This is a genomic window from Serratia sp. BFP-2025, from assembly GCF_050880365.1.
In the GTDB taxonomy this organism is placed as follows: domain Bacteria; phylum Pseudomonadota; class Gammaproteobacteria; order Enterobacterales; family Enterobacteriaceae; genus Serratia; species Serratia surfactantfaciens.
The window spans coordinates 2,181,887-2,207,395 of sequence record NZ_JBPAFV010000001.1; the positions used below are offsets into that span (position 1 = coordinate 2,181,887).

Annotated in this window: 27 protein-coding genes; 10 read left to right on the top strand and 17 right to left on the bottom strand. The window is 58.9% G+C overall.

Annotation, left to right across the window (positions count from 1 at the left end):
- Positions 1-56 precede the first annotated feature (56 nt).
- Complete coding sequence (locus tag ACRAWE_RS10435) at positions 57-962, top strand: LysR family transcriptional regulator (RefSeq protein ID WP_432525320.1); 906 nt, start codon at positions 57-59, stop codon at positions 960-962.
- 9 nt (positions 963-971) lie between these two features.
- Here the strand turns inward: ACRAWE_RS10435 and ACRAWE_RS10440 are convergent, their stop codons facing one another.
- On the bottom strand, positions 972-2,276 hold the full coding sequence (locus ACRAWE_RS10440) for an Nramp family divalent metal transporter (RefSeq protein ID WP_019455828.1): 1,305 nt from the start codon (positions 2,274-2,276) through the stop codon (positions 972-974).
- Between the two features lie 230 nt (positions 2,277-2,506).
- Between ACRAWE_RS10440 and mntR the strand changes: the two genes are divergently transcribed.
- A complete protein-coding gene (gene mntR, locus ACRAWE_RS10445; RefSeq protein WP_019455829.1) occupies positions 2,507-2,977 on the top strand; it encodes a manganese-binding transcriptional regulator MntR in 471 nt (156 codons plus the stop codon).
- 14 nt (positions 2,978-2,991) lie between these two features.
- A complete protein-coding gene (locus tag ACRAWE_RS10450; RefSeq protein ID WP_432525321.1) occupies positions 2,992-3,357 on the top strand; it encodes a DUF4180 domain-containing protein in 366 nt (121 codons plus the stop codon).
- A gap of 57 nt (positions 3,358-3,414) precedes the next feature.
- Here ACRAWE_RS10450 and ptsG read toward each other — a convergent pair whose 3' ends face one another.
- From ptsG to yceD, 14 genes are all read right to left on the bottom strand, one after another.
- The gene (gene ptsG, locus ACRAWE_RS10455) at positions 3,415-4,848 is read right to left on the bottom strand and encodes a PTS glucose transporter subunit IIBC (protein WP_019455831.1); all 1,434 of its coding nucleotides are present in this window, start codon (positions 4,846-4,848) and stop codon (positions 3,415-3,417) included.
- A gap of 343 nt (positions 4,849-5,191) precedes the next feature.
- Positions 5,192-5,968 (bottom strand): metal-dependent hydrolase, encoded by a 777-nt coding sequence (locus ACRAWE_RS10460; RefSeq protein ID WP_063919200.1) that lies wholly within the window; start codon positions 5,966-5,968, stop codon positions 5,192-5,194.
- Between the two features lie 19 nt (positions 5,969-5,987).
- Positions 5,988-6,995 (bottom strand): DNA polymerase III subunit delta', encoded by a 1,008-nt coding sequence (gene holB, locus ACRAWE_RS10465; RefSeq protein WP_074054513.1) that lies wholly within the window; start codon positions 6,993-6,995, stop codon positions 5,988-5,990.
- Positions 6,995-7,633, bottom strand: coding sequence for a dTMP kinase (gene tmk, locus ACRAWE_RS10470; protein WP_432525322.1), 639 nt, complete (start codon positions 7,631-7,633; stop codon positions 6,995-6,997). The genes holB and tmk overlap by 1 nt, the downstream gene beginning before the upstream one ends.
- Positions 7,623-8,648: an endolytic transglycosylase MltG gene (gene mltG, locus ACRAWE_RS10475; protein ID WP_074054514.1), complete on the bottom strand. Its 1,026-nt coding sequence runs from the start codon at positions 8,646-8,648 to the stop codon at positions 7,623-7,625. Before mltG ends, tmk begins: the two co-directional genes overlap by 11 nt.
- A gap of 13 nt (positions 8,649-8,661) precedes the next feature.
- Complete coding sequence (gene pabC, locus ACRAWE_RS10480; RefSeq protein ID WP_197667471.1) at positions 8,662-9,459, bottom strand: aminodeoxychorismate lyase; 798 nt, start codon at positions 9,457-9,459, stop codon at positions 8,662-8,664.
- A gap of 144 nt (positions 9,460-9,603) precedes the next feature.
- Complete coding sequence (fabF, locus tag ACRAWE_RS10485) at positions 9,604-10,845, bottom strand: beta-ketoacyl-ACP synthase II (protein ID WP_025159944.1); 1,242 nt, start codon at positions 10,843-10,845, stop codon at positions 9,604-9,606.
- 82 nt (positions 10,846-10,927) lie between these two features.
- Positions 10,928-11,164: an acyl carrier protein gene (gene acpP / locus ACRAWE_RS10490; RefSeq protein WP_004719003.1), complete on the bottom strand. Its 237-nt coding sequence runs from the start codon at positions 11,162-11,164 to the stop codon at positions 10,928-10,930.
- Positions 11,165-11,318: 154 nt separating this feature from the next.
- Positions 11,319-12,053, bottom strand: a complete 735-nt coding sequence (gene fabG, locus ACRAWE_RS10495) for a 3-oxoacyl-ACP reductase FabG (RefSeq protein WP_004928729.1) — start codon at positions 12,051-12,053, stop codon at positions 11,319-11,321.
- An 11-nt stretch (positions 12,054-12,064) separates the two neighbouring features.
- Positions 12,065-12,994, bottom strand: a complete 930-nt coding sequence (fabD, locus tag ACRAWE_RS10500) for an ACP S-malonyltransferase (protein ID WP_432525323.1) — start codon at positions 12,992-12,994, stop codon at positions 12,065-12,067.
- An 18-nt stretch (positions 12,995-13,012) separates the two neighbouring features.
- A complete protein-coding gene (locus tag ACRAWE_RS10505; RefSeq protein ID WP_025159945.1) occupies positions 13,013-13,966 on the bottom strand; it encodes a beta-ketoacyl-ACP synthase III in 954 nt (317 codons plus the stop codon).
- A gap of 6 nt (positions 13,967-13,972) precedes the next feature.
- A complete protein-coding gene (gene plsX, locus ACRAWE_RS10510; protein ID WP_025159946.1) occupies positions 13,973-15,007 on the bottom strand; it encodes a phosphate acyltransferase PlsX in 1,035 nt (344 codons plus the stop codon).
- Positions 15,008-15,018: 11 nt separating this feature from the next.
- Entirely contained in the window at positions 15,019-15,186 is a 168-nt protein-coding gene (rpmF, locus tag ACRAWE_RS10515) for a 50S ribosomal protein L32 (protein ID WP_004927778.1), read from the bottom strand.
- Between the two features lie 16 nt (positions 15,187-15,202).
- Complete coding sequence (gene yceD, locus ACRAWE_RS10520; protein ID WP_004927780.1) at positions 15,203-15,724, bottom strand: 23S rRNA accumulation protein YceD; 522 nt, start codon at positions 15,722-15,724, stop codon at positions 15,203-15,205.
- A 141-nt stretch (positions 15,725-15,865) separates the two neighbouring features.
- Between yceD and ACRAWE_RS10525 the strand changes: the two genes are divergently transcribed.
- Positions 15,866-16,447, top strand: coding sequence for a Maf family protein (locus ACRAWE_RS10525; RefSeq protein WP_063919194.1), 582 nt, complete (start codon positions 15,866-15,868; stop codon positions 16,445-16,447).
- Between the two features lie 6 nt (positions 16,448-16,453).
- Here the strand turns inward: ACRAWE_RS10525 and rluC are convergent, their stop codons facing one another.
- On the bottom strand, positions 16,454-17,413 hold the full coding sequence (gene rluC / locus ACRAWE_RS10530) for a 23S rRNA pseudouridine(955/2504/2580) synthase RluC (protein WP_004927787.1): 960 nt from the start codon (positions 17,411-17,413) through the stop codon (positions 16,454-16,456).
- Between the two features lie 552 nt (positions 17,414-17,965).
- Here rluC and rne point away from each other — a divergent pair.
- Positions 17,966-21,316, top strand: a complete 3,351-nt coding sequence (rne, locus tag ACRAWE_RS10535; protein ID WP_025159948.1) for a ribonuclease E — start codon at positions 17,966-17,968, stop codon at positions 21,314-21,316.
- A gap of 62 nt (positions 21,317-21,378) precedes the next feature.
- On the opposite strand, the gene ACRAWE_RS10540 is transcribed toward rne, so the two are convergent.
- Complete coding sequence (locus tag ACRAWE_RS10540; protein WP_019455847.1) at positions 21,379-21,666, bottom strand: putative quinol monooxygenase; 288 nt, start codon at positions 21,664-21,666, stop codon at positions 21,379-21,381.
- A gap of 213 nt (positions 21,667-21,879) precedes the next feature.
- Here ACRAWE_RS10540 and pyrC point away from each other — a divergent pair, with 213 nt between their 5' ends.
- From pyrC to solA, 5 genes are all read left to right on the top strand, one after another.
- Positions 21,880-22,926, top strand: coding sequence for a dihydroorotase (gene pyrC / locus ACRAWE_RS10545; RefSeq protein ID WP_432525324.1), 1,047 nt, complete (start codon positions 21,880-21,882; stop codon positions 22,924-22,926).
- A 75-nt stretch (positions 22,927-23,001) separates the two neighbouring features.
- Positions 23,002-23,241: a DNA damage-inducible protein I gene (gene dinI / locus ACRAWE_RS10550; protein WP_019455849.1), complete on the top strand. Its 240-nt coding sequence runs from the start codon at positions 23,002-23,004 to the stop codon at positions 23,239-23,241.
- A gap of 129 nt (positions 23,242-23,370) precedes the next feature.
- Positions 23,371-23,649 carry a hypothetical protein gene (locus tag ACRAWE_RS10555; protein ID WP_019455850.1) on the top strand — a complete coding sequence of 93 codons (279 nt, stop codon included), beginning with the start codon at positions 23,371-23,373 and terminating at the stop codon, positions 23,647-23,649.
- Positions 23,650-23,849: 200 nt separating this feature from the next.
- Entirely contained in the window at positions 23,850-24,104 is a 255-nt protein-coding gene (gene bssS / locus ACRAWE_RS10560; RefSeq protein WP_004927812.1) for a biofilm formation regulator BssS, read from the top strand.
- A 141-nt stretch (positions 24,105-24,245) separates the two neighbouring features.
- Positions 24,246-25,361 (top strand): N-methyl-L-tryptophan oxidase, encoded by a 1,116-nt coding sequence (gene solA, locus ACRAWE_RS10565; protein WP_025159949.1) that lies wholly within the window; start codon positions 24,246-24,248, stop codon positions 25,359-25,361.
- Positions 25,362-25,509 lie beyond the last annotated feature (148 nt).

The following is a 25,509-nucleotide window of genomic DNA, read 5'->3' on the forward strand; positions in this document are numbered from 1 at the left end:
CAGCCGGCATATTTAAAAATACTCTTTTAATAATTTAAATAATGGAAGCCGTTAACATGAATGAACTGCATGCGCTACGCGTGTTCTGCCAGGTGGTAGAAATGGAGGGGTTCAGCCAGGCGGCAACCAAAATGGGGCTCTCCCCGGCCAGCGTCACGTACAGCATCAATCAGCTTGAAAAACAGTTCGGGCAGCCCCTCTTCAAACGCTCAACCCGGCGCTTCTCCCTGACCAGCGCCTGGGAGCGTTGCTACCGCACCGCGCAGGAGATACTGCAGCAGTTTGACCGGCTGAAAAACGACATGTCGGGCGACTTTGAACAACCGCGCGGACCGCTGCGGGTCGAGATAGCCTCGATGCTCAGCAGCATGCATATCGCCCCGGCGCTGCCGGCTTTTTTGGCACAATACCCGGAATTGCAGCTCAGCGTTTCGGTCAGCGATCGCCTGGTCAATCCGGCGGAAGATCGCGCCGACGTATTTATTCGCATCGGCGCCGGCGACATCCCCGAGATGGTCAGCCGTCAATTGCTGCAACCACGCTATCTGTGCTGTGCGTCTCCCGATTATTTTACGCGCCACGGCCGGCCAGAACACCCGGAACAACTGCAACAGCACCAGCGGCTGGGATTTATCTGTTCAGGCGCGGCGGCGGCGGATGACTGGCAGTTCATTCGCGGCGACGAACGCTACTCTCTGGCGCCCAGCCCGCTGCTGAGCTTTAACCATTCCCAATCACTGTGCGAGGTTGCCAGGAATCATCTCGGCCTGGTTTACTTGCTGGATTGCACGCTGGAAAATTATCTGAAGACGGGGGAATTGGAGCCGATACTGCAGGAGTGGGCGCCCACCGGGGCGCCGATCAATATTCTCTATCCGCGCCTGCGGGATCGCAGCCACAAAATTCGGGTCTTCGTCGACTTCATCAGCGAGCTGTTCGCCGACAAATTCGCCAGGCCCTGATCGCGCGGCTCACCCCAACCCGGGGATGTCGACGCCAAAGGTCTGCAACAGCAGCACCACGTTGAGCAGCACGATCACCACCGTGCCGACCACCGCCGCCAGGCTGGTCCAGCGGCCGTTGGCAAACTCGCCCATGATGTCGCGGCGGCGGGTGAACATCACCAGCGCAATCATCGGCGCCGGCAGCGCCAGGCTCAGCACCACCTGGCTGTAGACCAGCGCATCGGTGGCGTTGACGCCCATCGCCACCACGATAAACGCCGGCACCATAGTGACCAGGCGGCGCACCCACACCGGGATGCGGAAGCCGACGAAGCCCTGCATGATCATCTGCCCGGCCATGGTGCCCACCACCGAGCTGGAGATACCGGAGGCGATCAGCGAAGCGAGGAAGATACCGGCGGCAGCCGCGCCGAACAGCGGCGTCAACGTATGGTAGGCGGTGCCAATCTCGGCCACGTCGCTGTTACCGGCGTGGAAGGCGCTCGAAGCCATGATGACCATCGCAATATTCACCAGCCCCGCCAGCGCCAGCGCGATCACTACCTCGATATTGGAGAAACGCAGCAGCTTGCGCCGCTCGCCGTTGTCGCTGGCCGGACTGCGGTGCTGGGTCAGCCCCGAGTGCAGGAAAATGGCGTGCGGCATCACGGTGGCGCCGATAATGCCGACGGCGATGGTCAGCGCCTGCGCGTCGGGCAACTGCGGCGTCACCATGCCGATGCCGGCCGCCTGCCAATCCACCGGTACGATGAACATCTCCACCAGATAGCACAGCGCGATGATGCCCACCAGGCCGCCGATCATCAGTTCAACCGGGCGGAAACCTTTTTTTTCCACCATCAACAGCGCATAGGTGATCACCGCCGTCACGCCCATCCCCGCCAGCAGCGGCATGTGGAACAACAGCGCCAGCGCGATCGCGCCGCCGAGAAACTCCGCCAGATCGGTGGCCATCGCCGCCACTTCGCTGAGCAGCCACATGCCGATCACCACCGGCCGTGAGAACTGATCGCGGCACATTTCCGCCAGATTGCGGTTGGTGACGATGCCGAGCTTGGCCGAGAGCGCCTGAAACAGCATGGCGATCAGGTTGGCCATCACCACCACCCACAGCAGGCTGTAACCGTATTTAGCCCCAGCCTGAATGTTGGTGGCGAAGTTACCGGGATCCATGTAGGCGATAGAGGCAATCACCGCCGGGCCGGCGAACAGCAACGGCGTAAAGGCGCCGCGCTTGCGTCCGGCAAGGGCGGCGCCAATCGCGATGTTGGTCCGTTCGGTTAACGATGGGGTGGTTGCCGCATCACGCATGGATTACCCTCAATCTTTTACTGGTTATTTTTCCACCTATCATGCTGACAATGTAGCATCGGCTACACTTTATGCAACAGGCGAAATTCATTGGCTTTGTGTAGAGATATTTCTAACTACCACAATGCGTGGCATCGAATTGATAATGTGTGCTATTTGGACTAACTTAGGGCAACCCTCCCCATATTGCCGGGAGACGCCATTTTTACGCTTACAGGACGCCCCACGCTATGGTTACCCGCGCGCCAGATAACGCCGACCGCCCCGCCCTGACCGATATGCCGGACGAGGCCGAGCACGCCCTGCGTTTTAGCCGCGCCCGTGAAGCGCAGTCCAATGCGCTGATCGAAGATTACGTTGAGCTGATCGCCGATTTGCTGCAAAGCACCCGCGAAGCCAGAACCACCGATATCGCGCGCCGCTTCGGCGTGTCTCACCCGACGGCGATCAAAAATATCGCGCGGCTGAAAAGCGCCGGGCTGGTTGAATCGCGCCCTTATCGCGGGGTGTTTTTAACCGAGGAAGGCGAGCAGCTGGCGCAGAAGGTGCGCCGCCGTCACCGCATCGTGGTCGATCTGCTGATGTGCCTCGGGGTGCCGAGCGAAACCGCCGAGCTGGATAGCGAAGGGATTGAACACCATATCTCGGACGAAACGCTGGCGGTGTTCGAACATTATCTACAGCAGCACGCCAAACCCTGACTCCCGGAGCGCCGATGAGCTACGCCGTGCAGCAAATCCATGATCTGCGCCTGGTGGTTTTCGCCGAAGCCGGGCCGGCGCTGAAAGATGAAAACGACGTCAGCCTGTTTATCGCGCCCGCCTTTGAACACGACGCCGGGATGATCGCCCTCCCCGTCAGCCGCCTGGACGCCACCTTCTTCCAGCTCAGAAGCGGTATTGCCGGTGCCGTATTGCAGAAATTCGTCAACTACCGCCTGCGCGTGGCGCTGCTGGGCGATATCACCCCTTGGCTGGCGCAAAGCAACGCGCTGCAAGACTTCGTGCGCGAAGCCAATCGCGGCGAACAGGTCTGGTTCCTCCCTTCTCTCGCCGAACTCGAACAGCGCCTTGGCACCTGACGAAAGGCAATAAAAAAGGGAGGCTTTTCGCCTCCCTTGGTAACTCCCCTGCCTGAATCAGTGATTACGGATATATTCGTCCATATCGGTTTTCAGGTTGTCAGACTTGGTGCCGAAGATGGCCTGCACGCCAGAGCCAGCGACGACTACGCCGGCTGCGCCCAGTTTCTTCAGGCCCGCCTGGTCAACTTTGGACACGTCGGCCACGCTGACGCGCAGACGGGTGATGCAAGCATCCAGGTTAGTGATGTTTTCTTTACCGCCGAAGGCCTGAACCAGCGCTGCGGACATTTCGGAACCGCCCTGCGCAGTCTGCTCGGCAGCGGTGTCTTCACGGCCCGGGGTTTTCAGATCCAGCTTGGCGATCAGCACGCGGAAGATGGTGTAGTACACCAGACCGTAGATGATGCCGACGATTGGGAACAGCCAGATTTTGCTGCTGTTGCCGCTCAGTACGATAAAGTCGATCAGGCCGTGCGAGAAGCTGGTGCCGTCACGCATGCCCAACAGAATGCAGATTGGGAACGCCAGACCGGCCAGGATAGCGTGGATCACGTACAGGATCGGCGCGACGAACATGAAGGAGAACTCGATCGGCTCGGTGATACCGGTCAGGAACGAGGTCAGCGCAGCGGAGATCATGATGCCGCCGACTTTAGCGCGGTTTTCCGGCTTAGCCGAGTGCCAGATGGCGATGGCCGCAGCAGGCAGACCGTACATTTTGAACAGGAAGCCGCCGGACAGTTTGCCCGCAGTTGGGTCGCCCGCCATGTAGCGAGGGATGTCGCCGTGGAACACCTGGCCCGCCGCGTTGGTGAATTCACCAATTTGCATTTGGAACGGCACGTTCCAGATGTGGTGCAGACCGAACGGCACCAGAGCACGCTCAACCACGCCGTAAATGCCGAAGGCTACAACCGGGTTCTGATAAGCCGCCCACTGCGAGAAGGTCTGGATAGCCGTACCGATCGGTGGCCAGATGAAGGACAGCACTACGCCCAGAACGATCGCCGCCAGACCGGAAATGATCGGCACGAAACGCTTACCGGCAAAGAAGCCCAGGTATTCCGGCAGTTGAATGCGGAAGAAGCGGTTGAACATATAGGCCGCGATGGCGCCGGAGATAATCCCCCCGAGCACACCGGTATCCGCCAGGTGTTTGGCCGCAATCTCTTCAGCCGGCAGGTGCAGCACCAGCGGCGCAACCACCGCCATGGTTTTCACCATGATGCCGTAAGCCACCACCGCCGCCAGCGCGGAAACGCCGTCGTTGTTGGTGAAGCCCAAGGCGACGCCGATAGCGAAAATCAACGGCATATTGGCGAAGACCGAACCGCCCGCTTCCGCCATCACGTGGGAGACTACCGCAGGTAGCCAGCTAAAGTTGGCGGAACCGACGCCCAGCAGGATACCTGCGATAGGCAACACGGACACCGGCAGCATGAGCGATTTACCTACTTTTTGCAGGTTTGCAAATGCGTTCTTGAACATAGTTGAGTGTGCTCCTGAGTAATAATGCTTTGCTACTTCTTGTCGCGATACGTCGCGCTGCAAGGGGGGGAGAAAAACCCCTGCAATTCAGGGTGTCTGAGCACCCCTTGAATTTATTACGCAGAGTAAAATAAATAGCCTGCGCAATGTTTGATGACAATCACGTTTCGATGATCGAGCCGCAGCAACTTTGCATAAACCGGCTGTTTTTTGGCGAAACAGGCCAAAAAATACGCACCGAACAACCTGAAACGGGAGGGAACCTTACCCGTTTCAGTGATTAATTACGAGCTCAAAAAAAATTATGCAGACAATGACCTACAGCTATAGCCTAGGTCAAAGATCACAGATCGAGGTGAAATAAGCGTGAAAAGTTGGCGGTGGTCGCTTCGGCCAGTTGTTCCAGGCTAACGCCCTTCAATACCGCCATGTATTCAGCCACATCGCGCACATAGGCGGGTTGGTTTTCTTTGCCGCGATGCGGCACCGGCGCCAGATAAGGCGAGTCGGTTTCCACCAGAATGCGGTCCAGCGGCACATAGCGGGCTACTTCACGCAGCTGTTCGGCGTTGCGGAAGGTCACGATGCCGGAGAAAGAGATGTAAAAGCCCAGATCCAGCAAAGCTTCGGCCGTGGCCAGATCTTCGGTGAAGCAGTGGAGTACGCCACCGCAGTCCTGTGCGTTCTCTTCACGCAGGATCGCCAGCGTATCCGCGCGCGCATCGCGGGTGTGGACGATCACCGGCTTGTTCAGATCCCGGCCAATGCGGATATGCTCGCGGAAAGAGTCCTGCTGCAGCTCAAGGTTGTCTTTCTGGTAGAAGTAATCGAGCCCGGTCTCCCCCAGCGCCACCACCTGCTCCGCCGCCGCCAGGCGACGCAGCTCGGCGTAATCATAGCCTTCTTCCAGGTTGAGCGGATGCACCCCGCAGGAGAAGGCCACATCGTCGCGCTGGCCGATCAGTTCGGTCATGGAACGGTAGCCCGGCAGCGTGGTGGCGACCGCCAGCACATAGCCGACGTCGCGCGCTTTGGCCTTGGCCAGCGCATCGTCCACATTCTGGTGCAGCGTTTGATAATCCAGGCCGTCAAGATGGCAATGAGAATCGACTAACAACATAATTTTTAACTCTTTTACTTTACAGCGAATGAGGTTGGGAATAGCCGGCGGCGCCGAGCATCTGTTCCCAGCGAAGTAACTGTTCGGTCAGCAGCAGCTCGCGATTGACGCCCACCACGCTGAGCAGCTGGTGACGGCAGTTCAGCCACTGCTGCACGATCTGCTGCAGCGAGGCGCTGCTCAGCAGGCTGGCCAACTGGTGCACCAGCGGCTGCTGATCCTGATTCAATACATAGTGATGCGCGCCCTGTTGCCACTTCATCGCGTCCACCAGCAGCGCGCACAGCCAGTGCAGGCGCTCGGCGACGTCTTCGTGGTTTAACGCCGGCAGCAGCGACAGCATATCGCGCTGCGGCAGCGCGGCGCTCAATGCAGCGCACAGGGCGCTGCGCTGTTGCCACTGCTGCGGCTGCAACAGCTGTTCGGCGGCCAGCGGCGCGCCGTCGTGCAGGCGCAGCGCCGTGAGGCGGTCCGTCTGAGATCCGGCCGCCTGTCGGCCCAGCCACTGCAGGCTGAGCTGCTCCTCCGGGCTGGCCAAATGCCAGTACAGGCAGCGGCTGCGCAGCGTCGCCATCAGCCGCGACGGCTCCCGGCACCCCAGCAGGAAATAGGTTTTCTCCGGCGGCTCCTCCAGCGTTTTCAACAGCGCGTTGGCCGCCGCCTCGGTCAGCTGTTCCGCCTGAGGCAGCCAAATCACCTTGGCGCCGCCCTGCTGCGCGTGGGCATACAGCTTCTCAATCACCTGGCGAATCGGTTCGATCCCCAGGCTGCTCTTGCCCTTTTCCGGCGCCAGCACGTGATAATCCGGGTGGTTACCCGCCAGCATCAGCCGGCAGCTATGGCACTCACCGCAGCTTTTTTCACCGTTGCGCTGCTGACAGATCAACCAACGGCTCAGGCCGTAGGCCAGCGCATCGTCACCGTTGCCCGCCGCAGCGTGCAGCAGCAGCGCATGATGGCCGCGGCCCTCGGCGTACTGCCCAACCAGCTGGCGATAAGGGCCATTCAGCCACGGATACCAGTTCATTATGCGCCTTCCTGCTGCCGCAGCCACTGGCTGACGCAGTCGCGGATCGCCGCCGTCACCTGTTCCAGCGGTTGGGCGGCGTCGACGGTGACGATGGTTTCATCCTGCGCCGCCAGCTCGAGATAACGCGCGCGGGTGCGTTCGAAGAACGGCAGCGTTTCCTGTTCGATGCGATCCAGCTGGCCGCGAGCCTGTGCGCGTTGCAGGCCAACCAGCGGCGGCAGATCGAGATAGACCGTCAGGTCCGGCCGGAAATCCCCCAGCACGGTGTCGCGCAGCGAGGCCATCAGTTGCGGATCCACGCCACGGCCGCCGCCCTGGTAAGCCTGTGAAGAGAGATCGTGACGGTCGCCCACCACCCACGCGCCGCGCGCCAGAGCCGGTTTAATTACGGTCTCCACCAGCTGCACGCGCGCGGCGTACAGCATCAGCACTTCGGCCTTGATGGTCGGCAATTCGCCATCGATGCCGCGCTTAAACAGATCGCGCAGCTTTTCCGCCAGCGGCGTACCGCCCGGTTCGCGGGTGAAGACGATATCGCTGACGCCGTGTTCACGCAGTACATTGACCACCGTGTCGCGCGCGGTGGTCTTGCCCGCGCCTTCCAGCCCCTCGATAACAACGAATTTACTTTTCATTCTTTTCCTTTAACGCCTGACGGTACGCGCGCACCGCCTGGTTATGGCTCGCCAGATTGGTGGTGAAGGTATGCCCACCCTTACCGTCGGCGACAAAATAGAGATAAGGCGTTTTGGCCGGATTGGCGGCCGCCTGCAGCGAGGCCTCACCCGGCATGGCGATCGGCGTTGGCGGCAGGCCGGCGATCACATAGGTGTTATAAGGCGTCGGCGTCTCCAGATCCTTGCGCGTGATGTTGCCATTATAGCTTTCGCCCATGCCGTAGATCACCGTCGGATCGGTCTGCAGACGCATGCCGATGCGCAAGCGGTTGACGAACACCGACGCCACCTTGCTGCGCTCTTCCGGCACGGCGGTCTCTTTCTCGACGATCGAAGCCATGGTCAACAACTCTTCCGGCGTTTTATACGGCAGGCTGGCGTCGCGGCCGGCCCAGGCTGCCTGCAGCGCTTTGTTCATGCGCACGTGAGCGCGTTTGAGTAGCGCAATGTCGCTCATGCCGGCGGTATACTGATAGGTATCCGGGTACAGGTGCCCTTCCGGCGTTTCGCCCGCAGGAATGCCTAGCGCGGTGGCGATCTCCGCTTCGCTCTTGTCCGCCAGAGTGTGTTTCAGGTATTTGGACTGCTGCAGCACCTGCTGCCAGTCACGCAGGCGTGAGCCTTCGATAAAGCGCGCGGTGAACTGCGCCTCTTTGCCGCTGGCCAACAGCTTCAGCATCTGGCGCACCGTCATGCCCGGCGTGAAACGGTAGGTACCGGCCTTGAACTCCGCCAGCTCCGGCTCCAGTTTCAGCAGCCACTGGAACCAGCGGCCGTTGCGCACCAGTTTATCGCGCACCAGCAACCCTTCCAGCGCCACCCGGCCGGTGCCGGCAGGCAGTTTGAAGATAGTCTCTTGCTGGATGGCCAGCGGCGTATCGGCAAAGCGTTCGATCTTCTGGTAGCCCCAAAACAGCAGCGCCAATGCCAGAACAACAATAACAGACAGGACCTTCAGCTTTCTTTTCTTCATCAATCAGCCATGGTTAACAGTGTGGACGCAAAAAATCATACAGCTGGCGCGAATGATAACGCCATGATTGGGCAACGTTTACCGGCAGCAGCGGCATCAGCGCGTTGCTCACCAGAACTTCGTCAGCGTCGGCCAGCGTCTCCAGCGGTTCACTGACGCAGTGCAGACGGTATTCCGAACCGGTCAGCAGCGCGATCACCCGCCGCCGCATCAGCCCGGCGACGCCCGCCTGGCTCAGGTCCGGGGTAAACACCGCTTTTCCCTTACGCCAGAACAAATTAGCCGCACAGCATTCCACCAGCATACCGGCAGTGTCAAGCACCAGCGCCTCGTCGGCGGCCGTCTGGTCAAGATGCGCGCGGATCAGCACCTGCTCCAGACGGTTCAAATGCTTTAGCCCCGCCAGCAGCGGGTTACGCGCCAGCGCCACCGGGCTGAGCGCGAGCGTGATGCCCTGCTCGCGCCACTGCAAATAGTGCGCGGGATAGCTGCTGCGGGCGACGATGCGCGTTGGGTTTTCGCACCCCGACGGGCTGTAGCCGCGCCCACCGCTGCCGCGCGTCAGTATCGCTTTGACCACGCCGAGCGGAATTGATTCGGCCGCCTGCGCCATCTCCCGTTCGAAAGCCAGCCAATCGGTGGCGGGCAGCATCAGCCGCTGCGCCGCTTGCTGCAGCCGCTCCAGATGCCAGGGCAGCAGCTCGACTTTGCCGTCGATAACCCGGGCGGTAGTAAAGCAGCCATCGCCGAATTGCAGGCCGCGATCGCTCGGCGCCAGCGCATCGTGGCGTTGTCCGTTAATCCAATACATGCTTCCTCCTGTTGCCGGCTGATGACTTCACGCTCGCAGAATAGCAGGCGATGAAGCGATGTGCAGCCCCGCAGAGAGTCAGGCGTCAGACGTAAAAAAGCCCGGTTAAAAAACCGGGCTTTCATCAGCAGTCGACCGTGCGAGTTACACTCGGCGGAAGATCAGCGAGCCGTTGGTGCCGCCGAAGCCGAAGGAGTTACACAGGGTGAACTCCATATCGCTGACCTGGCGCGCTTCGTGAGGCACGAAGTCCAGATCGCAACCTTCATCCGGGTTATCCAGGTTGATGGTTGGCGGTACCGCCTGATCGCGCAGCGCCAGCACGGTGAAGATGGACTCGATCGCGCCTGCCGCACCCAATAGGTGGCCGGTCATCGATTTGGTCGAGCTCACCAGTACGCGCTGGGCATCGGCGCCAAATACGGATTTCACCGCCTGCGCTTCCGCCTGATCGCCCGCCGGCGTAGAGGTGCCGTGTGCGTTGATGTAGCCGATTTGTGACGGGGTCACACCGGCGTCAAGCAGGGCATTTTCCATCGCCAGCGCAGCGCCAGCGCCGTTTTCCGGTGGCGAAGTCATGTGATAGGCATCGCTGCTCATCCCAAAGCCAACCACTTCGGCGTAGATTTTCGCGCCGCGTTTTTTCGCGTGTTCGTACTCTTCCAGCACCATCATGCCGGCGCCGTCGCCCAGCACGAAGCCGTCGCGGTCTTTATCCCACGGACGGCTCGCCGCCTGCGGGTTGTCATTACGGGTGGACAGGGCGCGCGCTGCGCCAAAGCCGCCGACGCCCAATGGGGTGCTGGCTTTCTCTGCCCCACCGGCCAGCATCACGTCAGCATCATTGTAAGCAATGATACGCGCCGCATGGCCGATGTTGTGCACACCTGATGTACAGGCGGTGGCGATGGAAATGCTTGGGCCACGCATGCCGTACATGATTGTCAGGTGGCCTGCAATCATATTCACGATGGTGGATGGCACGAAGAACGGACTGATTTTCCGTGGGCCACCGTTAACCAGTGAACTGTGGTTTTCTTCAATCAAACCCAGGCCGCCGATGCCGGAACCGATCGCGGCTCCAATGCGGGTGGCGTTAGCCTCGGTGATGTCCAGACCTGCATCCTGCATGGCTTGCATGCCGGCAGCGATACCATACTGGATAAAGGCGTCCATCTTGCGCGCATCTTTGCGAGAGATGAAATCCTCAGAATTAAAATTCTTTACCAGGCCAGCAAACTTGGTCGCATAGGCAGTGGTATCGAAATGGTCGATCAGGCTGATGCCACTCTGACCGGCAAGAAGAGCGTTCCACGTGGACTCTACCGTATTGCCGACAGGAGACAACATGCCCAGTCCGGTCACAACTACTCGACGCTTAGACACGTTTGTCCTCCAGGGAGGGAAAAATATGACACTAGGGATAGAAAAAACTTAGGCGGTCGAACGACCGCCTAGATATGTTCTCTTACTGCTGGCTAGCGTTGATGAAATCAATAGCTGCCTGAACAGTAGTGATCTTCTCAGCTTCTTCGTCTGGAATCTCGGTGTCGAATTCTTCTTCCAGTGCCATTACCAGCTCAACGGTGTCAAGAGAATCAGCGCCCAGATCTTCAACGAAAGAAGCGTTGTTCAAAACTTCTTCCTGTTTAACACCCAGTTGCTCAACAATGATTTTCTTAACGCGTTCTTCGATAGTGCTCATACTCTTAAATTTCCTATCAAAACTCGCTTTCGCGATGGTTTTCGTAGTGTATAAAATGCTGAAAAAGATGCAACTAAATCCCGGCTGGTCAAACCACGATTTTACGCTATTTTGCGGTTTTTGCCTCAAATAACGCAAATGGTTTTCGCATTTTTTAAATCATGTACATGCCGCCATTGACATGTAACGTTTCACCGGTGATATAGCCGGCCTCATCAGAGGCCAAAAATGCAACAGCGCTGGCGATTTCTTTAGCATCGCCCAGCCGGTTGGCTGGAACTGATGACAAAATGCCTGCGCGTTGATCATCTGTCAACGCCCGTGTCATGTCCGTCTCAATAAAGCCAGGTGCCACGACGTTGACCGTAATGCCACGCGAAGCAACTTCACGTGCCAAAGATTTGCTAAAACCAATCAGGCCGGCTTTAGCCGCCGCGTAGTTCGCCTGCCCTGCGTTCCCCATGGTACCGACAACGGAACCGATGGTGATGATACGGCCAAACCGCTTTTTCATCATAGCGCGCATTACCGCTTTTGACAGACGGAATACGGAAGTCAGGTTGGTGTCGAGGATATCCTCCCACTCATCATCCTTCATGCGCATCAGCAGGTTATCACGCGTAATGCCGGCATTATTCACTAAAATGTCGATTTCGCCAAATTCGGCGCGAATCGATGCCAGCACGCTGTCGATAGATTGCGCATCAACAACGTTCAACATAAACCCTTTGCCGTTTGCGCCCAGGTAGCCGCTGATCGCTTCAGCGCCGCTCTCGCTGGTCGCGGTGCCGATCACTTTGGCGCCGCGTGCCACAAACGTTTCTGCAATAGCTCGGCCAATACCGCGGCTCGCGCCGGTGACCAGAACGATTTTACCTTCGAAGCTCATCATTTTCCTCTTTATTGTTCAAGCGCCGCCGACAGGCTGGCGGTGTCGTTCACCGCCGCAGCCGTCAGGGTGTCAACAATACGTTTAGTCAGGCCGGTCAGCACTTTGCCCGGCCCCACTTCCAGCAGCGACGTCACTCCCTGTGCTGCGATAAATTCTACGCTTTCGGTCCAACGCACCGGGCTGTACAGTTGACGCACCAGCGCGCTGCGGATCGCTTCAGGATCGTTTTCGGTACGCACGTCGACGTTGTTCACCACCGGCACCTGCGGCGCGTTGAAGGTGATGTCCTGCAGCGCCACGGCCAGCTTGTCGGCGGCCGGTTTCATCAGTGCGCAGTGCGAAGGCACGCTCACCGGCAGCGGCAGCGCGCGTTTGGCGCCGGCGGCTTTACAGGCGGCGCCTGCGCGTTCAACCGCTTCCTTGTTGCCGGCGATAACCACCTGGCCCGGCGAGTTGAAGTTGACCGGTGAAACCACCTGCCCTTGCGCGGACTCTTCGCACGCCTTGGCGATCGCGTCGTTGTCCAGGCCGATGATGGCGTACATCGCGCCGGTGCCTTCCGGCACCGCTTCCTGCATCAGCTTGCCGCGCAGCTCGACCAGACGGATCGCCGCCTTGAAGTCCAGCACGCCGGCGCAAACCAGCGCCGAGTATTCGCCCAGGCTATGACCCGCCATCAGCGCCGGCGCTTTACCGCCCTGCTGCTGCCAAACGCGGAAAATCGCCACCGAGGCGGCCAGCAGCGCCGGCTGGGTCTGCCAGGTCTTGTTCAGCTCTTCCGCCGGGCCTTGCTGCACCAGCTGCCACAGATCGTAACCCAGGGCGGAGGAAGCCTCACCGAAGGTCTCTTCGACGATCGGGAACTGTGCGGCCAAATCGGCCAACATGCCAACGGCCTGCGACCCCTGGCCCGGGAAAACAAAAGCAAATTGCGTCATTTTTTCTTCCTGTCCAAATCAGAAACGAACCAGCGCCGAGCCCCAGGTAAAGCCGCCGCCGAAGGCTTCCAGCAGCACCAGTTGGCCGCGCTGAACTCGCCCGTCGCGCACTGCTTCGTCCAGTGCGGAAGGCACCGAGGCGGCGGAGGTGTTGCCGTGACGATCGAGCGTCACCACCACTTTGTCCATCCCCATGCCCAATTTTTTCGCCGTTGCGCTGATGATGCGCAGGTTGGCCTGGTGCGGCACCAGCCAATCCAGCTCGCTGCGGTCCAGATTATTGGCCTGCAGCGTCTCGTCGACGATGCGCGCCAGCTCGGTGACCGCAACCTTGAAGACTTCGTTGCCCGCCATGGTGACATAGGCCGGCTTGTCTTGATTCTGACGATCCTTGTACGGCAGCGTCAGCAGGCCGCCGTAGCTGCCGTCGGCGTGCAGATGGGTGGACATGATGCCCGGCTCTTCGGAAGCCCCCAGCACCACCGCCCCTGCGCCATCGCCAAACAGAATGATGGTGCCGCGATCTTCAGGATCCAGCGTGCGTGACAACAGATCAGCGCCGATCACCAACGCATGTTTGACCGCGCCGTTTTTCACGTACTGATCGGCCACGCTGAGCGCATAAGTAAAGCCGGCGCAGGCCGCGGCCAGATCGAACGCCGCGCAGTCCTTGATACCCAGCATGTCTTGCACCAGGCACGCCGCGCTCGGGAACGCGTGCGTATTCGTGGTGGTCGCCACCACGATCAGCCCGATGTCTTCTTTAGCCACACCTGCCATTTCCAGCGCTTTTTCAGCGGCCTGGAAGCTCATCGTCGCAACGGTTTCATCCGCAGCGGCGATACGGCGTTCGCGAATACCGGTACGCGTGACGATCCACTCGTCAGAGGTATCCACCATTTTTTCCAAATCAGCATTGGTGCGCACTTGTACGGGCAAATAACTCCCCGTACCGAGAATCTTTGTATACATGTACGATCAGTCACTCTTAGGTAATACAGCCTCAAGGCGCGCAGCAATCCTTTCCGGGACTTGCCGCTGCACCGCCTGCACAGCCTGTTCGATTGCGACTGCAAACGCGTGAGGGTTCGCAGCGCCGTGGCTCTTGACTACGGTGCTGCGCAATCCTAACAGACATGCGCCATTATACTGGTCGGGGTTCAGGTGGCCGAACCGCTTAACCACCCGTTTTTGCAGCCAACGGCCCAACAATTTCAGCCACCAGGCTCGCTTGTTTCCGTCGCCGGACGATTTCAGCAGCGATAAGAACACCCTGACCACCCCTTCCATGGTTTTCAGGGTGACGTTGCCCACAAAGCCGTCGCAGACCAACACGTCGGTCTTGCCGGTGAGCAGCTCGTTTCCTTCCAGATAACCAATATAGTTGATTGCCGGCGTATTTTTTAGCACAGCGGCCGCTTCGCGGATATTATCCAGGCCTTTGGTCTCTTCTTCGCCAATATTCAGCAGCGCCACTCGCGGTTGCGCAATGCCGATCACCTCTTCCGCCATCACCGCGCCCATCACGGCGAACTGCACCAGCATGGTGCTGTCGCACTCGACGTTGGCGCCCAAATCCAGCACCACGGTTTTGCTGCGTTGTTGATTCGGGATCACCGTCATCAGCGCCGGGCGTTCGATGCCTTCCAACGGCTTGACCAGCAGCTTCGCCAACCCCATCAACGCACCGGTATTGCCGGCGCTGACGCAGCCCTGCGCGTTGCCGCTGCTAAGCTGTTCGAGCGCAATGCGCATCGACGTGCCGCGGCTGGCGCGTATCGCTTGTGAAGGTTTGGCGTCGCCGGCGATCACAGACTCGGCGGGCACGACTTGCAGACGCTCCAGAAGAACCGGATCGGCGTGGGCAAGCAAAGGGGAGATGACGTCGGGATTGCCGACCAGCAGGAGATGAAGCTGTAAATTAGAGGCCAGTGCCTGCAACGAAGCAGGCACTGTGACGCAGGGACCGAAGTCCCCGCCCATTGCATCTAACGCCAGGGTTAGACGAGTCAAGGTATCGCTACTTAGCCGATAACCTTGCGACCGCGGTAGAAACCGTCGGCAGTGATGTGGTGACGACGGTGAGTTTCACCGGATACTTTGTCTACAGACAGAGTAGTCGTGGTCAGAGCATCGTGAGAACGACGCATGCCACGCTTGGAACGGGTTGGTTTATTCTGTTGTACGGCCATGGACCTTACTCCTCAATTACTTACGCTTTAAACTGGCTAATACGGCAAACGGATTCGGTTTCTCCGCCTCAGGAGGCAGTTGGCCAAATACCATGTCCGCTTCGGACACTTCACAGTGTTCAGATTCATGTACCGGAACGACAGGCAGTGAAAGAATAATTTCGTCTTCAATCATTGCCAACAGATCGACTTCGCCAAACTCGTCAACTTCGATCGGTTCGTACGCTTCCGGTAATGCCTCAGCCTGCTCATCATTGACGACCGGGCTAAAACAATATGTCGTGTGGACCTGATGCTCGAACGGGACTCCACAGCGTTGGCACATCAACGTTACCGTGACGTCCGCATGCCCTGTTATCACCGCGAGGCGCTGATTGTCGATATTAAACGACAATGACACCTCGACATCACTGTCCACACTGACCACGGAGTCGGCAACACGAGTAACCTGCTCAGGCGCATAGACACCAGCATAGTCCAGGCGTTTCTGAGCGGTACGTACCGCATCAATGGTCAAGGGTAATTTTACCTTTTGCATAGGGCGCGCATATTAACTTTGTAACGACATAGAGTCAAAGAAAAAGGCCGTAAAACGGCTCCTTTCACCAATATTCGCTTCCACAGCGGCCGACAGTTTAAAATGCCGTACCCATTTACGCTACGGTTTGCGAAAAAAATTATGCAGAGATTGCTTTTAGCCTCCACCTCCCCCTATCGAAAAATGCTGCTGGAGAAGCTGCAACTGCCCTTCGACTGCGCCGCGCCGCAGGTGGATGAAACGCCACTGCCGGGTGAAAACGCCGAAGCGCTGGTGCTGCGCCTGGCGGCGGCGAAGGCTCGGGCGCTGGCCCTCGCCTATCCTGAACATCTGATCATCGGCTCCGATCAGGTCTGCGTGATCGACGGCGCCATCACCGGCAAGCCGCATACCGAGGAAAACGCCCGCGCGCAGCTGCGCAAGGCCGCCGGCCAGGCCGTGACCTTCTATACCGGCCTGGCGCTGTACAACGGCCGCAGCAAACAGCTGCAGGCTCTGTGCGAGCCTTTCCACGTACATTTTCGCGCGCTGAGCGAAGCGGAGATCGCCGCCTATGTGCGTCTGGAGCAACCGCTGAATTGCGCGGGAAGTTTCAAAAGCGAAGGATTGGGGATCGCGCTGTTCGACAGGCTGGAGGGCCGGGATCCGAATGCCCTGATCGGCCTGCCGTTGATCGCGCTGTTGGATATGTTGCGGGCTGAAGGCGTCAACCCGCTGGTCTGATGCGGATTACTTGGCCGCCTGCCGGCGCAGCACCTGCAGGCAGTGGCGCAGTTCTTCGTCCATCGGCGCTTCGATGCGCATCGTTTCGCCGGTGGCCGGATGCTCAAAGCGCAGCGCCGCAGCGTGCAGGAACAGACGTTTCAGGCCGGTGCCCGCCAGTTGACGATCGAACTCGCGATCGCCATAGCGATCGTCAAAAGCGATCGGGTGCCCGGCATGCAGGGTGTGCACGCGGATCTGGTGGGTGCGCCCGGTGATCGGGCTGGCCTTCACCAGGGTGGCGAACTCGTAACGCTCTTCCACCTTGAAGCGGGTTTCTGAAGGCTTGCCTTCGCTATTGACGCGCACGATGCGTTCGCCGCTTTGCAGAATGTTTTTCAGCAGCGGCGCCTGTACGGCCTTGCAGTGGGATTGCCACTGGCCGCGCACCAGCGCCAGATAATCCTTCTGCATGCCCTTCAGCCGCAGTTGCTCATGCAAAGAGCGCAGCGCGGAACGCTTCTTGGCCACCAACAGCACGCCGGAGGTGTCGCGATCCAGGCGATGCACCAGCTCGAGGAAGCGAGCCTCGGGGCGCAGCGCCCGCAGCCCTTCAATCACGCCGAAGCTCAGGCCGCTGCCGCCGTGCACCGCAGTGCCGGAAGGCTTGTTGAGGATCAGCAGGTGGTCGTCTTCATACAGAATGCAGTCGGCCAACGCGGCCACCTTATCCAGCTTGGCCGACACCGGCGCCTCTTCGCGTTCGGCCACGCGCACCGGCGGCACGCGCACCACGTCGCCGGCCGCCAATTTGTATTCGACCTTGATGCGCCCTTTATTGACCCGCACCTCGCCTTTACGCACGATGCGGTAAATCATGCTCTTCGGCACGCCTTTCAGGCGAGCGAGCAGAAAGTTGTCGATTCTCTGACCGGCTTCGTCGTCAGAAATCGTGATGAATTGTACTGCTGGATTGTTCGTTTTCATGGTGCGGGATTCTAAATAGAGCGCGTGAATAGCGCCACATCTTTTTCTGTGCTTAACTGTCTCTCTGACGGCGGGCGAAACCCCAGCGGACAATAAGGCAGCAAGCCGATTTGAACGTTTGCGATTTCTTCCGCAGTTAAGGAAAAGTCACCTTGCTATAACGGCATCAGCAGTGGAATAATGCAGTCACTTTCCGCGTTGATTCTCGTTAAACAGGGAAAACGGTGGAATTATAAAATTTGTCTGATCGCGCAAAAACGCAGCAATGGCGTAAGACGTAATGCGAAATCAAACAATTAGCGGGCTGCGGGTTGCAGCTTGGCCGGCAAATGGAATCAGATCTGTCGACGTAAATCAGAGGCTATTCCCCTAGTAAAAGTGCTGCCTTTCACAAAGAAAGGCAGGCTTACCGAGATAATGCGCCCCTATGCAGGCGACAACCGTGAGGTTGACGGCTTTGCGAGAAGACACGGGGCTTTCGGTTTAACTCCGGCCATGAGGTTATTTTGCCCGCAGCTTTGTCGATAATGTAAAAATAACGAGTAAGTTAAGATGAAAAGAATGTTGATTAACGCAACTCAGCAGGAAGAGTTGCGTGTTGCCCTCGTAGATGGACAGCGGCTGTATGATTTGGATATCGAAAGTCCGGGTCATGAGCAGAAAAAAGCGAATATTTACAAAGGCAAAATCACCCGCATTGAACCAAGTCTTGAAGCAGCGTTCGTGGACTACGGCGCAGAACGACATGGTTTCCTCCCTCTTAAAGAAATCGCCCGCGAATACTTCCCTAGCAATTACTCTTCCCATGGCCGCCCGAACATCAAAGATGTGCTGCGCGAAGGCCAGGAAGTCATCGTTCAGGTAGACAAAGAAGAACGTGGCAACAAAGGCGCCGCCTTGACCACCTTCATCAGCCTGGCGGGCAGCTATCTGGTGCTGATGCCGAACAACCCGCGCGCCGGCGGCATTTCTCGCCGCATCGAGGGTGACGATCGCACCGAGCTGAAAGAAGCGCTCTCTTCGCTGCAACTGCCGGACGGCATGGGCCTGATCGTTCGCACCGCGGGCGTAGGCAAATCCGCCGACGCGCTGCAGTGGGATCTCTCCTTCCGCCTGAAGCACTGGGAAGCGATTAAAAAAGCCGCCGAAGGCCGCCCTGCGCCGTTCCTGATCCATCAGGAAAGCAACGTTATCGTGCGCGCCTTCCGCGATTACCTGCGCCCGGACATCGGCGAAATCCTGATCGACAACCCGAAAATTCTCGATCTGGCCAAAGAGCACATCGCTGCGCTGGGCCGCCCGGATTTCAGCAGCAAGATCAAACTGTACAGCGGTGAGATCCCTCTGTTCAGCCACTACCAGATCGAATCGCAGATCGAATCCGCCTTCCAGCGCGAAGTGCGCCTGCCGTCCGGCGGTTCGATCGTCATCGACAGCACCGAGGCGCTGACCGCCATCGATATCAACTCCGCGCGCGCAACCCGAGGCGGCGACATCGAAGAGACGGCGTTCAACACCAACCTGGAAGCGGCGGACGAGATCGCGCGCCAACTGCGCCTGCGTGACCTCGGCGGCCTGATCGTCATCGACTTCATCGACATGACGCCGGTACGCCACCAGCGCGAAGTGGAAAACCGCCTGCGCGACGCCGTGCGTCAGGACCGCGCGCGCATCCAGATCGGCCGCATCTCCCGCTTCGGCCTGCTGGAAATGTCGCGTCAGCGCCTCAGCCCGTCGCTGGGCGAGTCCAGCCACCATGTGTGCCCGCGCTGTAACGGCACCGGCACCATTCGCGACAACGAATCGCTGGCGCTGTCCATCCTGCGTCTGATCGAAGAAGAAGCGCTGAAGGAAAACACCAAAGAAGTTCACGCTATCGTGCCGGTTCAGGTCGCTTCGTACCTGCTGAACGAAAAGCGCGAATCCGTCAGCGCGATCGAAAAACGCCAGGGCGGCGTGAAAGCCGTCATCGTGCCGAACGATCAGATGCAAACCCCGCACTACTCGGTGCTGCGCGTGCGTAAGGGTGAAGAGACTTCCACCCTCAGCTACCTGCTGCCGAAGCTGCACGAAGAAGACATGGAGCGCCCGCTGGAAGATGCGCCGATGGAACGCAAGCGTCCGGAGCAACCGGCCCTGGCTTCCTTCTCTCTGTCCGCCGATGCGCCGCCGCCGGCTGAAGAGCCTGTCGCCGTGGCCAAACCTGTCGCTGCAGCCGCCAAGGCTAAAGCCGCAGCGCCGGTCGCCGCCAAGCCAGGCTTCCTGGGCCGCCTGTTCGGTGGTCTTAAGAGCCTGTTCGCCGGTGAAGAACAACCTGCCGTCGAAGAAGCCAAACCGGCCGAAACGCCGAAAGCGGAAGGCAACGGTGAAAACCGTCGTCAGGATCGTCGCGGTCAGCGCCGCCAAGGCACCGGCCGTAAAGAGCGCGGTGAGCGTGGCGATCGTCCGGAACGCGGCGAGCGTAAAGAGCGCGGTGAAGGCCGTGACAATCGCGAGCGCGACAACCGTGAACCGCGTGAGAACCGTGAAGGCCGTGAATCGCGTGAATCCCGCGATGAGCAGCGCCGTAACCGCCGCAACCAGCAGCAGAACGCGCCGGTAGCTGAGGAAACCGCAACGGAAGAAAGCGCTAAAGCGCCGCGCGAAGATCAGCAGCAGCGCCGTGAGCAGCGTGCTGAACGCCAGCGTCGTCGTCAGGAAGAGAAACGTCAGGCTCAGCAGGAAGTGAAAGCGCTGGAAAGCGTTGAAGCGGTCGAGAGCACCGACGAAGAGCAGGAAGAACGCCAGCAGCAGAACATGCAGCGCCGTCAGCGCCGTCCACTGTCGCAGAAAGTGCGTATCCTGTCTGCGGAAGAAGAACTGCAGCGTGCAGCGGAAGAGCTGTTGGCGCCGAAAGCGCCGGTAGCGAAAGCCGAAGACGCGCAGCCGACTGCCGACGACAGCGTCAAGCTGCTGCCGGAAACCGTTGCTGCACAACCGGAAGACGATGCCCAAGGTGAAAACCGCGGCAACGGCGAAGGCATGCCGCGCCGTTCCCGTCGTTCACCGCGTCACCTGCGCGTCAGCGGCCAGCGTCGCCGTCGTTACCGCGATGAGCGTTACCCGCTGCAATCCCCAATGCCGTTGGCGGGCGCCTTCGCTTCGCCGGAAATGGCGTCGGGCAAAGTGTGGGTGAGCTACCCGGTCGCTCAGGTTGAAGAAGCCGAAGTGCAGACCGAAACCGTAGAACAGGCAGCGGCACCCGTTGTCGCCGCAGCGGTTGAACAGCACAGCGTTGCCGTGGAAGAAGCGCAGATCGTGGCCAGCGTCAACGAACCGGCAGCAGAAGCCGCCGCTGAAACTGTTACCGTCGCCGTAGCGGAAGAAGCCGCAGTCGTTGCTACCCCGGCCGAGGAAACCCCTGCGCCGGTAGCAGCAGCGCCGGCAGCTGTCGCGGTTGAAGAGCCGAAAGCGGAAGAAACTGCCCCGGCAGTGGAAGCCGAGCCGGTAGCTGAAACCGTTGCGGCAGAACCTGTGGTTGAAACTGCCGCACCAGCGGAAGAGGCCCCTGTGGCCGTCGCTGCGCCGGTAGAAGCTGCGCCTGTGGCAGAAACAGCGCCTGCAGCCGCCGCCGTGGAAGTGGCCCCGGAGGAAAAAGCTCCTGCGACTATCGCCGCTGAACCTGTGCCTGCGGTTGTTCAACAACCAACGCCGGTGAAAGCCGTGCAGGACGTGCTGTACAAGCACATCGCCACTGCGCCGATGACTAAAGCGCCTGCGCCTGCCTACGTGCCGGAAGAACGCAAGCACAGCGACTGGCAGCGCCCTTCCTTCAACTTTGAAGGCAAAGGTTCCGCCGGCGGTCACTCGGCGGTGAGCCAGGCGACCGCGCCGGCCACCAAGCCGCAGCCGGTTAACGAATAAGTTAATCTGCAACCCTAAAAAAAACCCGCCATCGGCGGGTTTTTTCTTGGCTGCAAAAAGGTTCAGGCGATCTTCTTCAGCTTTTTGATGTCCAAAACATCCAGCTTGCCATCGAGCCGGCTGACGAACTGCTGAAAATGCGCCGTCTTATTATGCTTATCCAGCGCTTCGCTGCTGGCCCAGCGCTCGAAGAACACGAAGACGCCCGGTTTTTCCAGGTCGCGATGCAAATCATATTGCAGATTGCCCAACTCCTGGCGGCTAGGCTCGAGTATGTCGTGCACCGCTTCGCTGACGGCGGCCTCAAATCCCGCTTTTGCTTGCAGGGTGGCGATAACGCGTACTTCCATTGTTTTCTCCCTTTCCACTTGATGGCAGTCGACCCTAATCATGTCGGCATCGTTGAAATCCCTGCCACTATGCGCCTGCTGGCACATTGATTTCAACTTGTCGGCAACAAACAGATGCATCTGCGGCACTTTCCGCTTATCCTTACACCCCGGCGTGAATAAACCCATTATTCGCTTTTCATTAGACGTATTTGACCGCCGGAGCCTAGCTAGATGACCGCACAACCTCAAGTTCTGAAAATCCGCCGCCCAGACGACTGGCATATTCACCTGCGTGACGATGAGATGCTGAAAACCGTGGTGCCCTATACCAGCCAGGTATTTGGCCGGGCGATCGTGATGCCGAACCTGGTTCCGCCCGTAACGACCGTGGCCGCCGCGCGCGCCTACCGCGATCGCATTCTGGCGGCGGTTCCGCAGGGCCACAATTTCACTCCGCTGATGACCTGCTACCTGACCAACTCCCTGGCGGCCAGTGAACTGATCAACGGCTTCGAGCAAGGGGTGTTTACCGCCGCCAAGCTGTATCCGGCCAACGCCACCACCAACTCCAGCCACGGCGTCAGCGACGTGACCGGCATTTACCCGTTGTTCGAGCAGATGCAAAAAATCGGCATGCCGCTGCTTATCCACGGCGAAGTGACCGATCCTGCCGTCGATATCTTCGACCGCGAGGCGCGCTTTATCGAACAGGTGATGGAACCTATTCGCCGTCACTTCCCGGAACTGAAAATCGTCTTCGAGCACATCACCACCAAAGAAGCGGCTCAATACGTGCAGGCAGGCAACCGTTTCCTCGGCGCCACCATCACGCCGCAGCACCTGATGTTCAACCGCAACCACATGCTGGTCGGCGGCATTCGCCCACACCTGTTCTGCCTGCCGATCCTCAAGCGCAATGTGCACCAGGAAGCGCTGCGCCAGGCGGTGGCCAGCGGCTCGGACCGTTTCTTCCTCGGCACCGACTCTGCGCCGCACATCAAGCATCGCAAGGAGTCCAGCTGCGGCTGCGCCGGCTGTTTCAACGCACCGAATGCCATCCCGGCTTACGCCGCCGTTTTCGAACAGCTCGGCGCGCTGGAGCACTTCGAGGCTTTCTGTTCGCTCAACGGCCCGCGCTTCTACGGCCTGCCGCTCAACGAAGACTTCATCGAGCTGCAGCGCGTGCCAACCACCCAGCCGGAAGCGATCGCCCTGGGCGATGAGTCCGTCATCCCCTTCCTGGCCGGCGAAACCTTAAGCTGGTCGCTGAAAGACTGATATTTTTGCTTTCCCTACTTGCTCCCGCTCGCGGTTAACTGTATAAATAAACAGTAAATCGCTTCGGGGGCAATTATGCGTGTTGAAGTCACTATAGATAAAACCCGGCCGCTGCCGTCGGGCGCCATTGAGGCGCTGACCGGTGAACTGGGCAAGCGGGTCAATCGCCAGTTTCCAGACGCCGTCGTGCACGTCCGCTATGCCGGCACCAACGGGCTCTCCGTGCTGGGGGGTGCCAAAACCGACCGGGATCTGATCGAGGAAATCCTTCAGGAAACCTGGGAAAGCGCGGACGAATGGTTCAGCGCAGAATAACACTGCAATGCTGTTTTTGCCGGGGGTCGCTCTCCGGCTTTTTTGTTTCTGGCGCCCTGCTCTTTCATCGCTTACCCTTATTCTGGAACAAAATCCGCTGCATACTGTTTTTAACGCAAAGGAGTTAGCATGGCCCCGGACAAGGTGAAATCCGAAGACGCGATGACGTTTGGCGAATTGCTGGCGCTGATTGCCGATCAGAAAAGGCGTCTCAACGTACTGGAAGTGGCTTTCTCTTATCTGGCATTCAGCCTGGATGACAAAGCCAATCAATTGCTGATCCACAGCCTGAAGCTGGAATCGCAGAGCCAGAACCGCGACGCCGAAACGCAAAAGCATTTCGCGCATTTGGCCGAGGAGCTGGAAAAATGCCTGCACGGCTCACCGCCGCCTGCCGGCGCGGAATAACGCCGCCGCGCTTTTCATCCACAGAACCGCATACGAATTTGTAGAATAATTGTTCAAATAAATATTTATTTTGCAAATTTCGGTGACAACCCCCTCCACCGATGAAAGCGGATGCGTATACTGTAATTGCTCTCATGATGATGAGCCGCATTGATCCTCGTTAGTCACTCACGGTAGTTACTACTCAATAAGGGGTCTTTATGGACAGAAATGATGAAGTAATTCAGACGCACCCGCTTGTCGGTTGGGATATCAGTACTGTCGACGTTTACGACGCCATGATGATACGCCTTCATTACCTGTCTTCACTAGACCAAACGCCCGAAGAAGCCCAAGTAGACCGAACGCTTTGGCTGACCACAGATGTCGCCCGTCAATTAATCAATATCTTAGAGGCCGGCATCGCCAAAATTGAAGCTACGGATTACCAGGATCTTGATCGCAGAAAGCATTGATTCATCGTCCCCTAACCCCTAAGGCGCCGCGCCCCATTCCCGGCGCCTTTTTCTTTGCCTTTCGCCGTTCAATCAGTGCATTGCGCTCGCCAAACTTTTATCATGGGCCGATAAGAAATCGCTATCAGAGAAGGTGGGCACGTGGAATATGATTTGATTGTGGTGGGCAGCGGTTCCGTCGGCGCAGCGGCAGGTTATTACGCCACGCGCGCCGGCTTGAAAGTGCTGATGATCGACAGCGCCATCCCGCCGCACCGCAACGGCAGCCATCACGGCGATACCCGCATTATCCGTCACGCTTACGGCGAAGGCGAAAAATACGTGCCGTTGGTGCTGCGCGCGCAGGCGCTGTGGAATGCGTTGATTCAGCAATCCGGCGAGGAACTGTTCCAGTCATGCGGCGTGCTCAACCTGGGGCCGCAGCAGTCCGAATTCATTCGCAATGCGCAGCACAGCGCACAACAATTCCGCCTGAACGCGCAAACCCTCAGCGCCGAACAGATCAATCAACGTTGGCCGGAATTCCGTGCGCCGGAAGGCTACGTCGGCGTCTTCGAGCCGGACGCCGGATTCCTGCGTTCCGAGCTGGCGGTAGCCGGCCTGATCAAGCTGGCGAAAGAAGCCGGCTGCAGTCAGTTGTTCAACTGCCCGGTCAACGCGGTAACGCCTATCGATGGTGGTGTGGAGGTCGTCACCGGCGAAGGGCGCTTTACGGCGCGCAAAGCGGTAGTTACCGCCGGCACCTGGGTCAAAGCGCTGTTGCCGCAATTGCCGGTCACGCCATTGCGCAAGGTCTTCTCCTGGCACCAGGCGGACGGCCGCTACAGCGTGAATAATCGTTTCCCGGCCTTTACCGTCGAAGCGCAAGACGGCACGCATTATTACGGCTTCCCGGCGGACAACGACGGGCTGAAAATAGGCAAGCACGACGGCGGCCAGCCGATGGATGCCCCCGAGCAGCGTAAACCCTTCGGCAGCTATGCCAGCGACGGCACGGAAGTCTTCGCCTTCCTGCGGCAGTTTTTGCCGGGTGTAGGCGTATGTTTACACGGTGAAGCCTGCAGTTACGATATGAGCCCCGACGAAGATTTTATTATCGATACCCTGCCGGATTGCGATCGCCTGATGGTCATCAGCGGCCTGAGCGGCCACGGATTCAAGTTCGCCAGCGCACTAGGCGAGATCGCCGCGCTGTTCGCGCAGGACAAAGCACCGCCGGTCGACGTTTCCTGCTTTGGCCTGAAGCGATTTCGTTGAGCGAAGGATTTCGCTGTCCGCATTCACCCTTGTCCCTGGACAGCGAAATTTGATGGTTACAATTTATTAACCTGCTAACGCTTTTAAATATCAAGTAAAAATCCTGATAACGGAAATTTCTTGTATTCAGCAATTGAATTTCCGAATT

Bases quoted from the DNA above. Each gene is read 5' to 3' on its own strand.
- acpP (WP_004719003.1), bottom strand. From the start codon at position 11,164: ATGAGCACTATCGAAGAACGCGTTAAGAAAATCATTGTTGAGCAACTG.
- ACRAWE_RS10460 (WP_063919200.1), bottom strand. From the start codon at position 5,968: ATGTTGTTAGTCGATTCTCATTGCCATCTTGACGGCCTGGATTATCAA.
- rpmF (WP_004927778.1), bottom strand. From the start codon at position 15,186: ATGGCCGTACAACAGAATAAACCAACCCGTTCCAAGCGTGGCATGCGT.
- ptsG (WP_019455831.1), bottom strand. From the start codon at position 4,848: ATGTTCAAGAACGCATTTGCAAACCTGCAAAAAGTAGGTAAATCGCTC.
- ACRAWE_RS10525 (WP_063919194.1), top strand. From the start codon at position 15,866: ATGCAGAGATTGCTTTTAGCCTCCACCTCCCCCTATCGAAAAATGCTG.
- dinI (WP_019455849.1), top strand. From the start codon at position 23,002: ATGCGTGTTGAAGTCACTATAGATAAAACCCGGCCGCTGCCGTCGGGC.
- yceD (WP_004927780.1), bottom strand. From the start codon at position 15,724: ATGCAAAAGGTAAAATTACCCTTGACCATTGATGCGGTACGTACCGCT.
- ACRAWE_RS10435 (WP_432525320.1), top strand. From the start codon at position 57: ATGAATGAACTGCATGCGCTACGCGTGTTCTGCCAGGTGGTAGAAATG.
- fabD (WP_432525323.1), bottom strand. From the start codon at position 12,994: ATGACGCAATTTGCTTTTGTTTTCCCGGGCCAGGGGTCGCAGGCCGTT.
- pyrC (WP_432525324.1), top strand. From the start codon at position 21,880: ATGACCGCACAACCTCAAGTTCTGAAAATCCGCCGCCCAGACGACTGG.
- rne (WP_025159948.1), top strand. From the start codon at position 17,966: ATGAAAAGAATGTTGATTAACGCAACTCAGCAGGAAGAGTTGCGTGTT.
- ACRAWE_RS10540 (WP_019455847.1), bottom strand. From the start codon at position 21,666: ATGGAAGTACGCGTTATCGCCACCCTGCAAGCAAAAGCGGGATTTGAG.
- ACRAWE_RS10555 (WP_019455850.1), top strand. From the start codon at position 23,371: ATGGCCCCGGACAAGGTGAAATCCGAAGACGCGATGACGTTTGGCGAA.
- tmk (WP_432525322.1), bottom strand. From the start codon at position 7,633: ATGAAAAGTAAATTCGTTGTTATCGAGGGGCTGGAAGGCGCGGGCAAG.
- rluC (WP_004927787.1), bottom strand. From the start codon at position 17,413: ATGAAAACGAACAATCCAGCAGTACAATTCATCACGATTTCTGACGAC.
- holB (WP_074054513.1), bottom strand. From the start codon at position 6,995: ATGAACTGGTATCCGTGGCTGAATGGCCCTTATCGCCAGCTGGTTGGG.
- ACRAWE_RS10440 (WP_019455828.1), bottom strand. From the start codon at position 2,276: ATGCGTGATGCGGCAACCACCCCATCGTTAACCGAACGGACCAACATC.
- ACRAWE_RS10450 (WP_432525321.1), top strand. From the start codon at position 2,992: ATGAGCTACGCCGTGCAGCAAATCCATGATCTGCGCCTGGTGGTTTTC.
- mntR (WP_019455829.1), top strand. From the start codon at position 2,507: ATGGTTACCCGCGCGCCAGATAACGCCGACCGCCCCGCCCTGACCGAT.
- fabG (WP_004928729.1), bottom strand. From the start codon at position 12,053: ATGAGCTTCGAAGGTAAAATCGTTCTGGTCACCGGCGCGAGCCGCGGT.
- mltG (WP_074054514.1), bottom strand. From the start codon at position 8,648: ATGAAGAAAAGAAAGCTGAAGGTCCTGTCTGTTATTGTTGTTCTGGCA.
- bssS (WP_004927812.1), top strand. From the start codon at position 23,850: ATGGACAGAAATGATGAAGTAATTCAGACGCACCCGCTTGTCGGTTGG.
- ACRAWE_RS10505 (WP_025159945.1), bottom strand. From the start codon at position 13,966: ATGTATACAAAGATTCTCGGTACGGGGAGTTATTTGCCCGTACAAGTG.
- pabC (WP_197667471.1), bottom strand. From the start codon at position 9,459: ATGTATTGGATTAACGGACAACGCCACGATGCGCTGGCGCCGAGCGAT.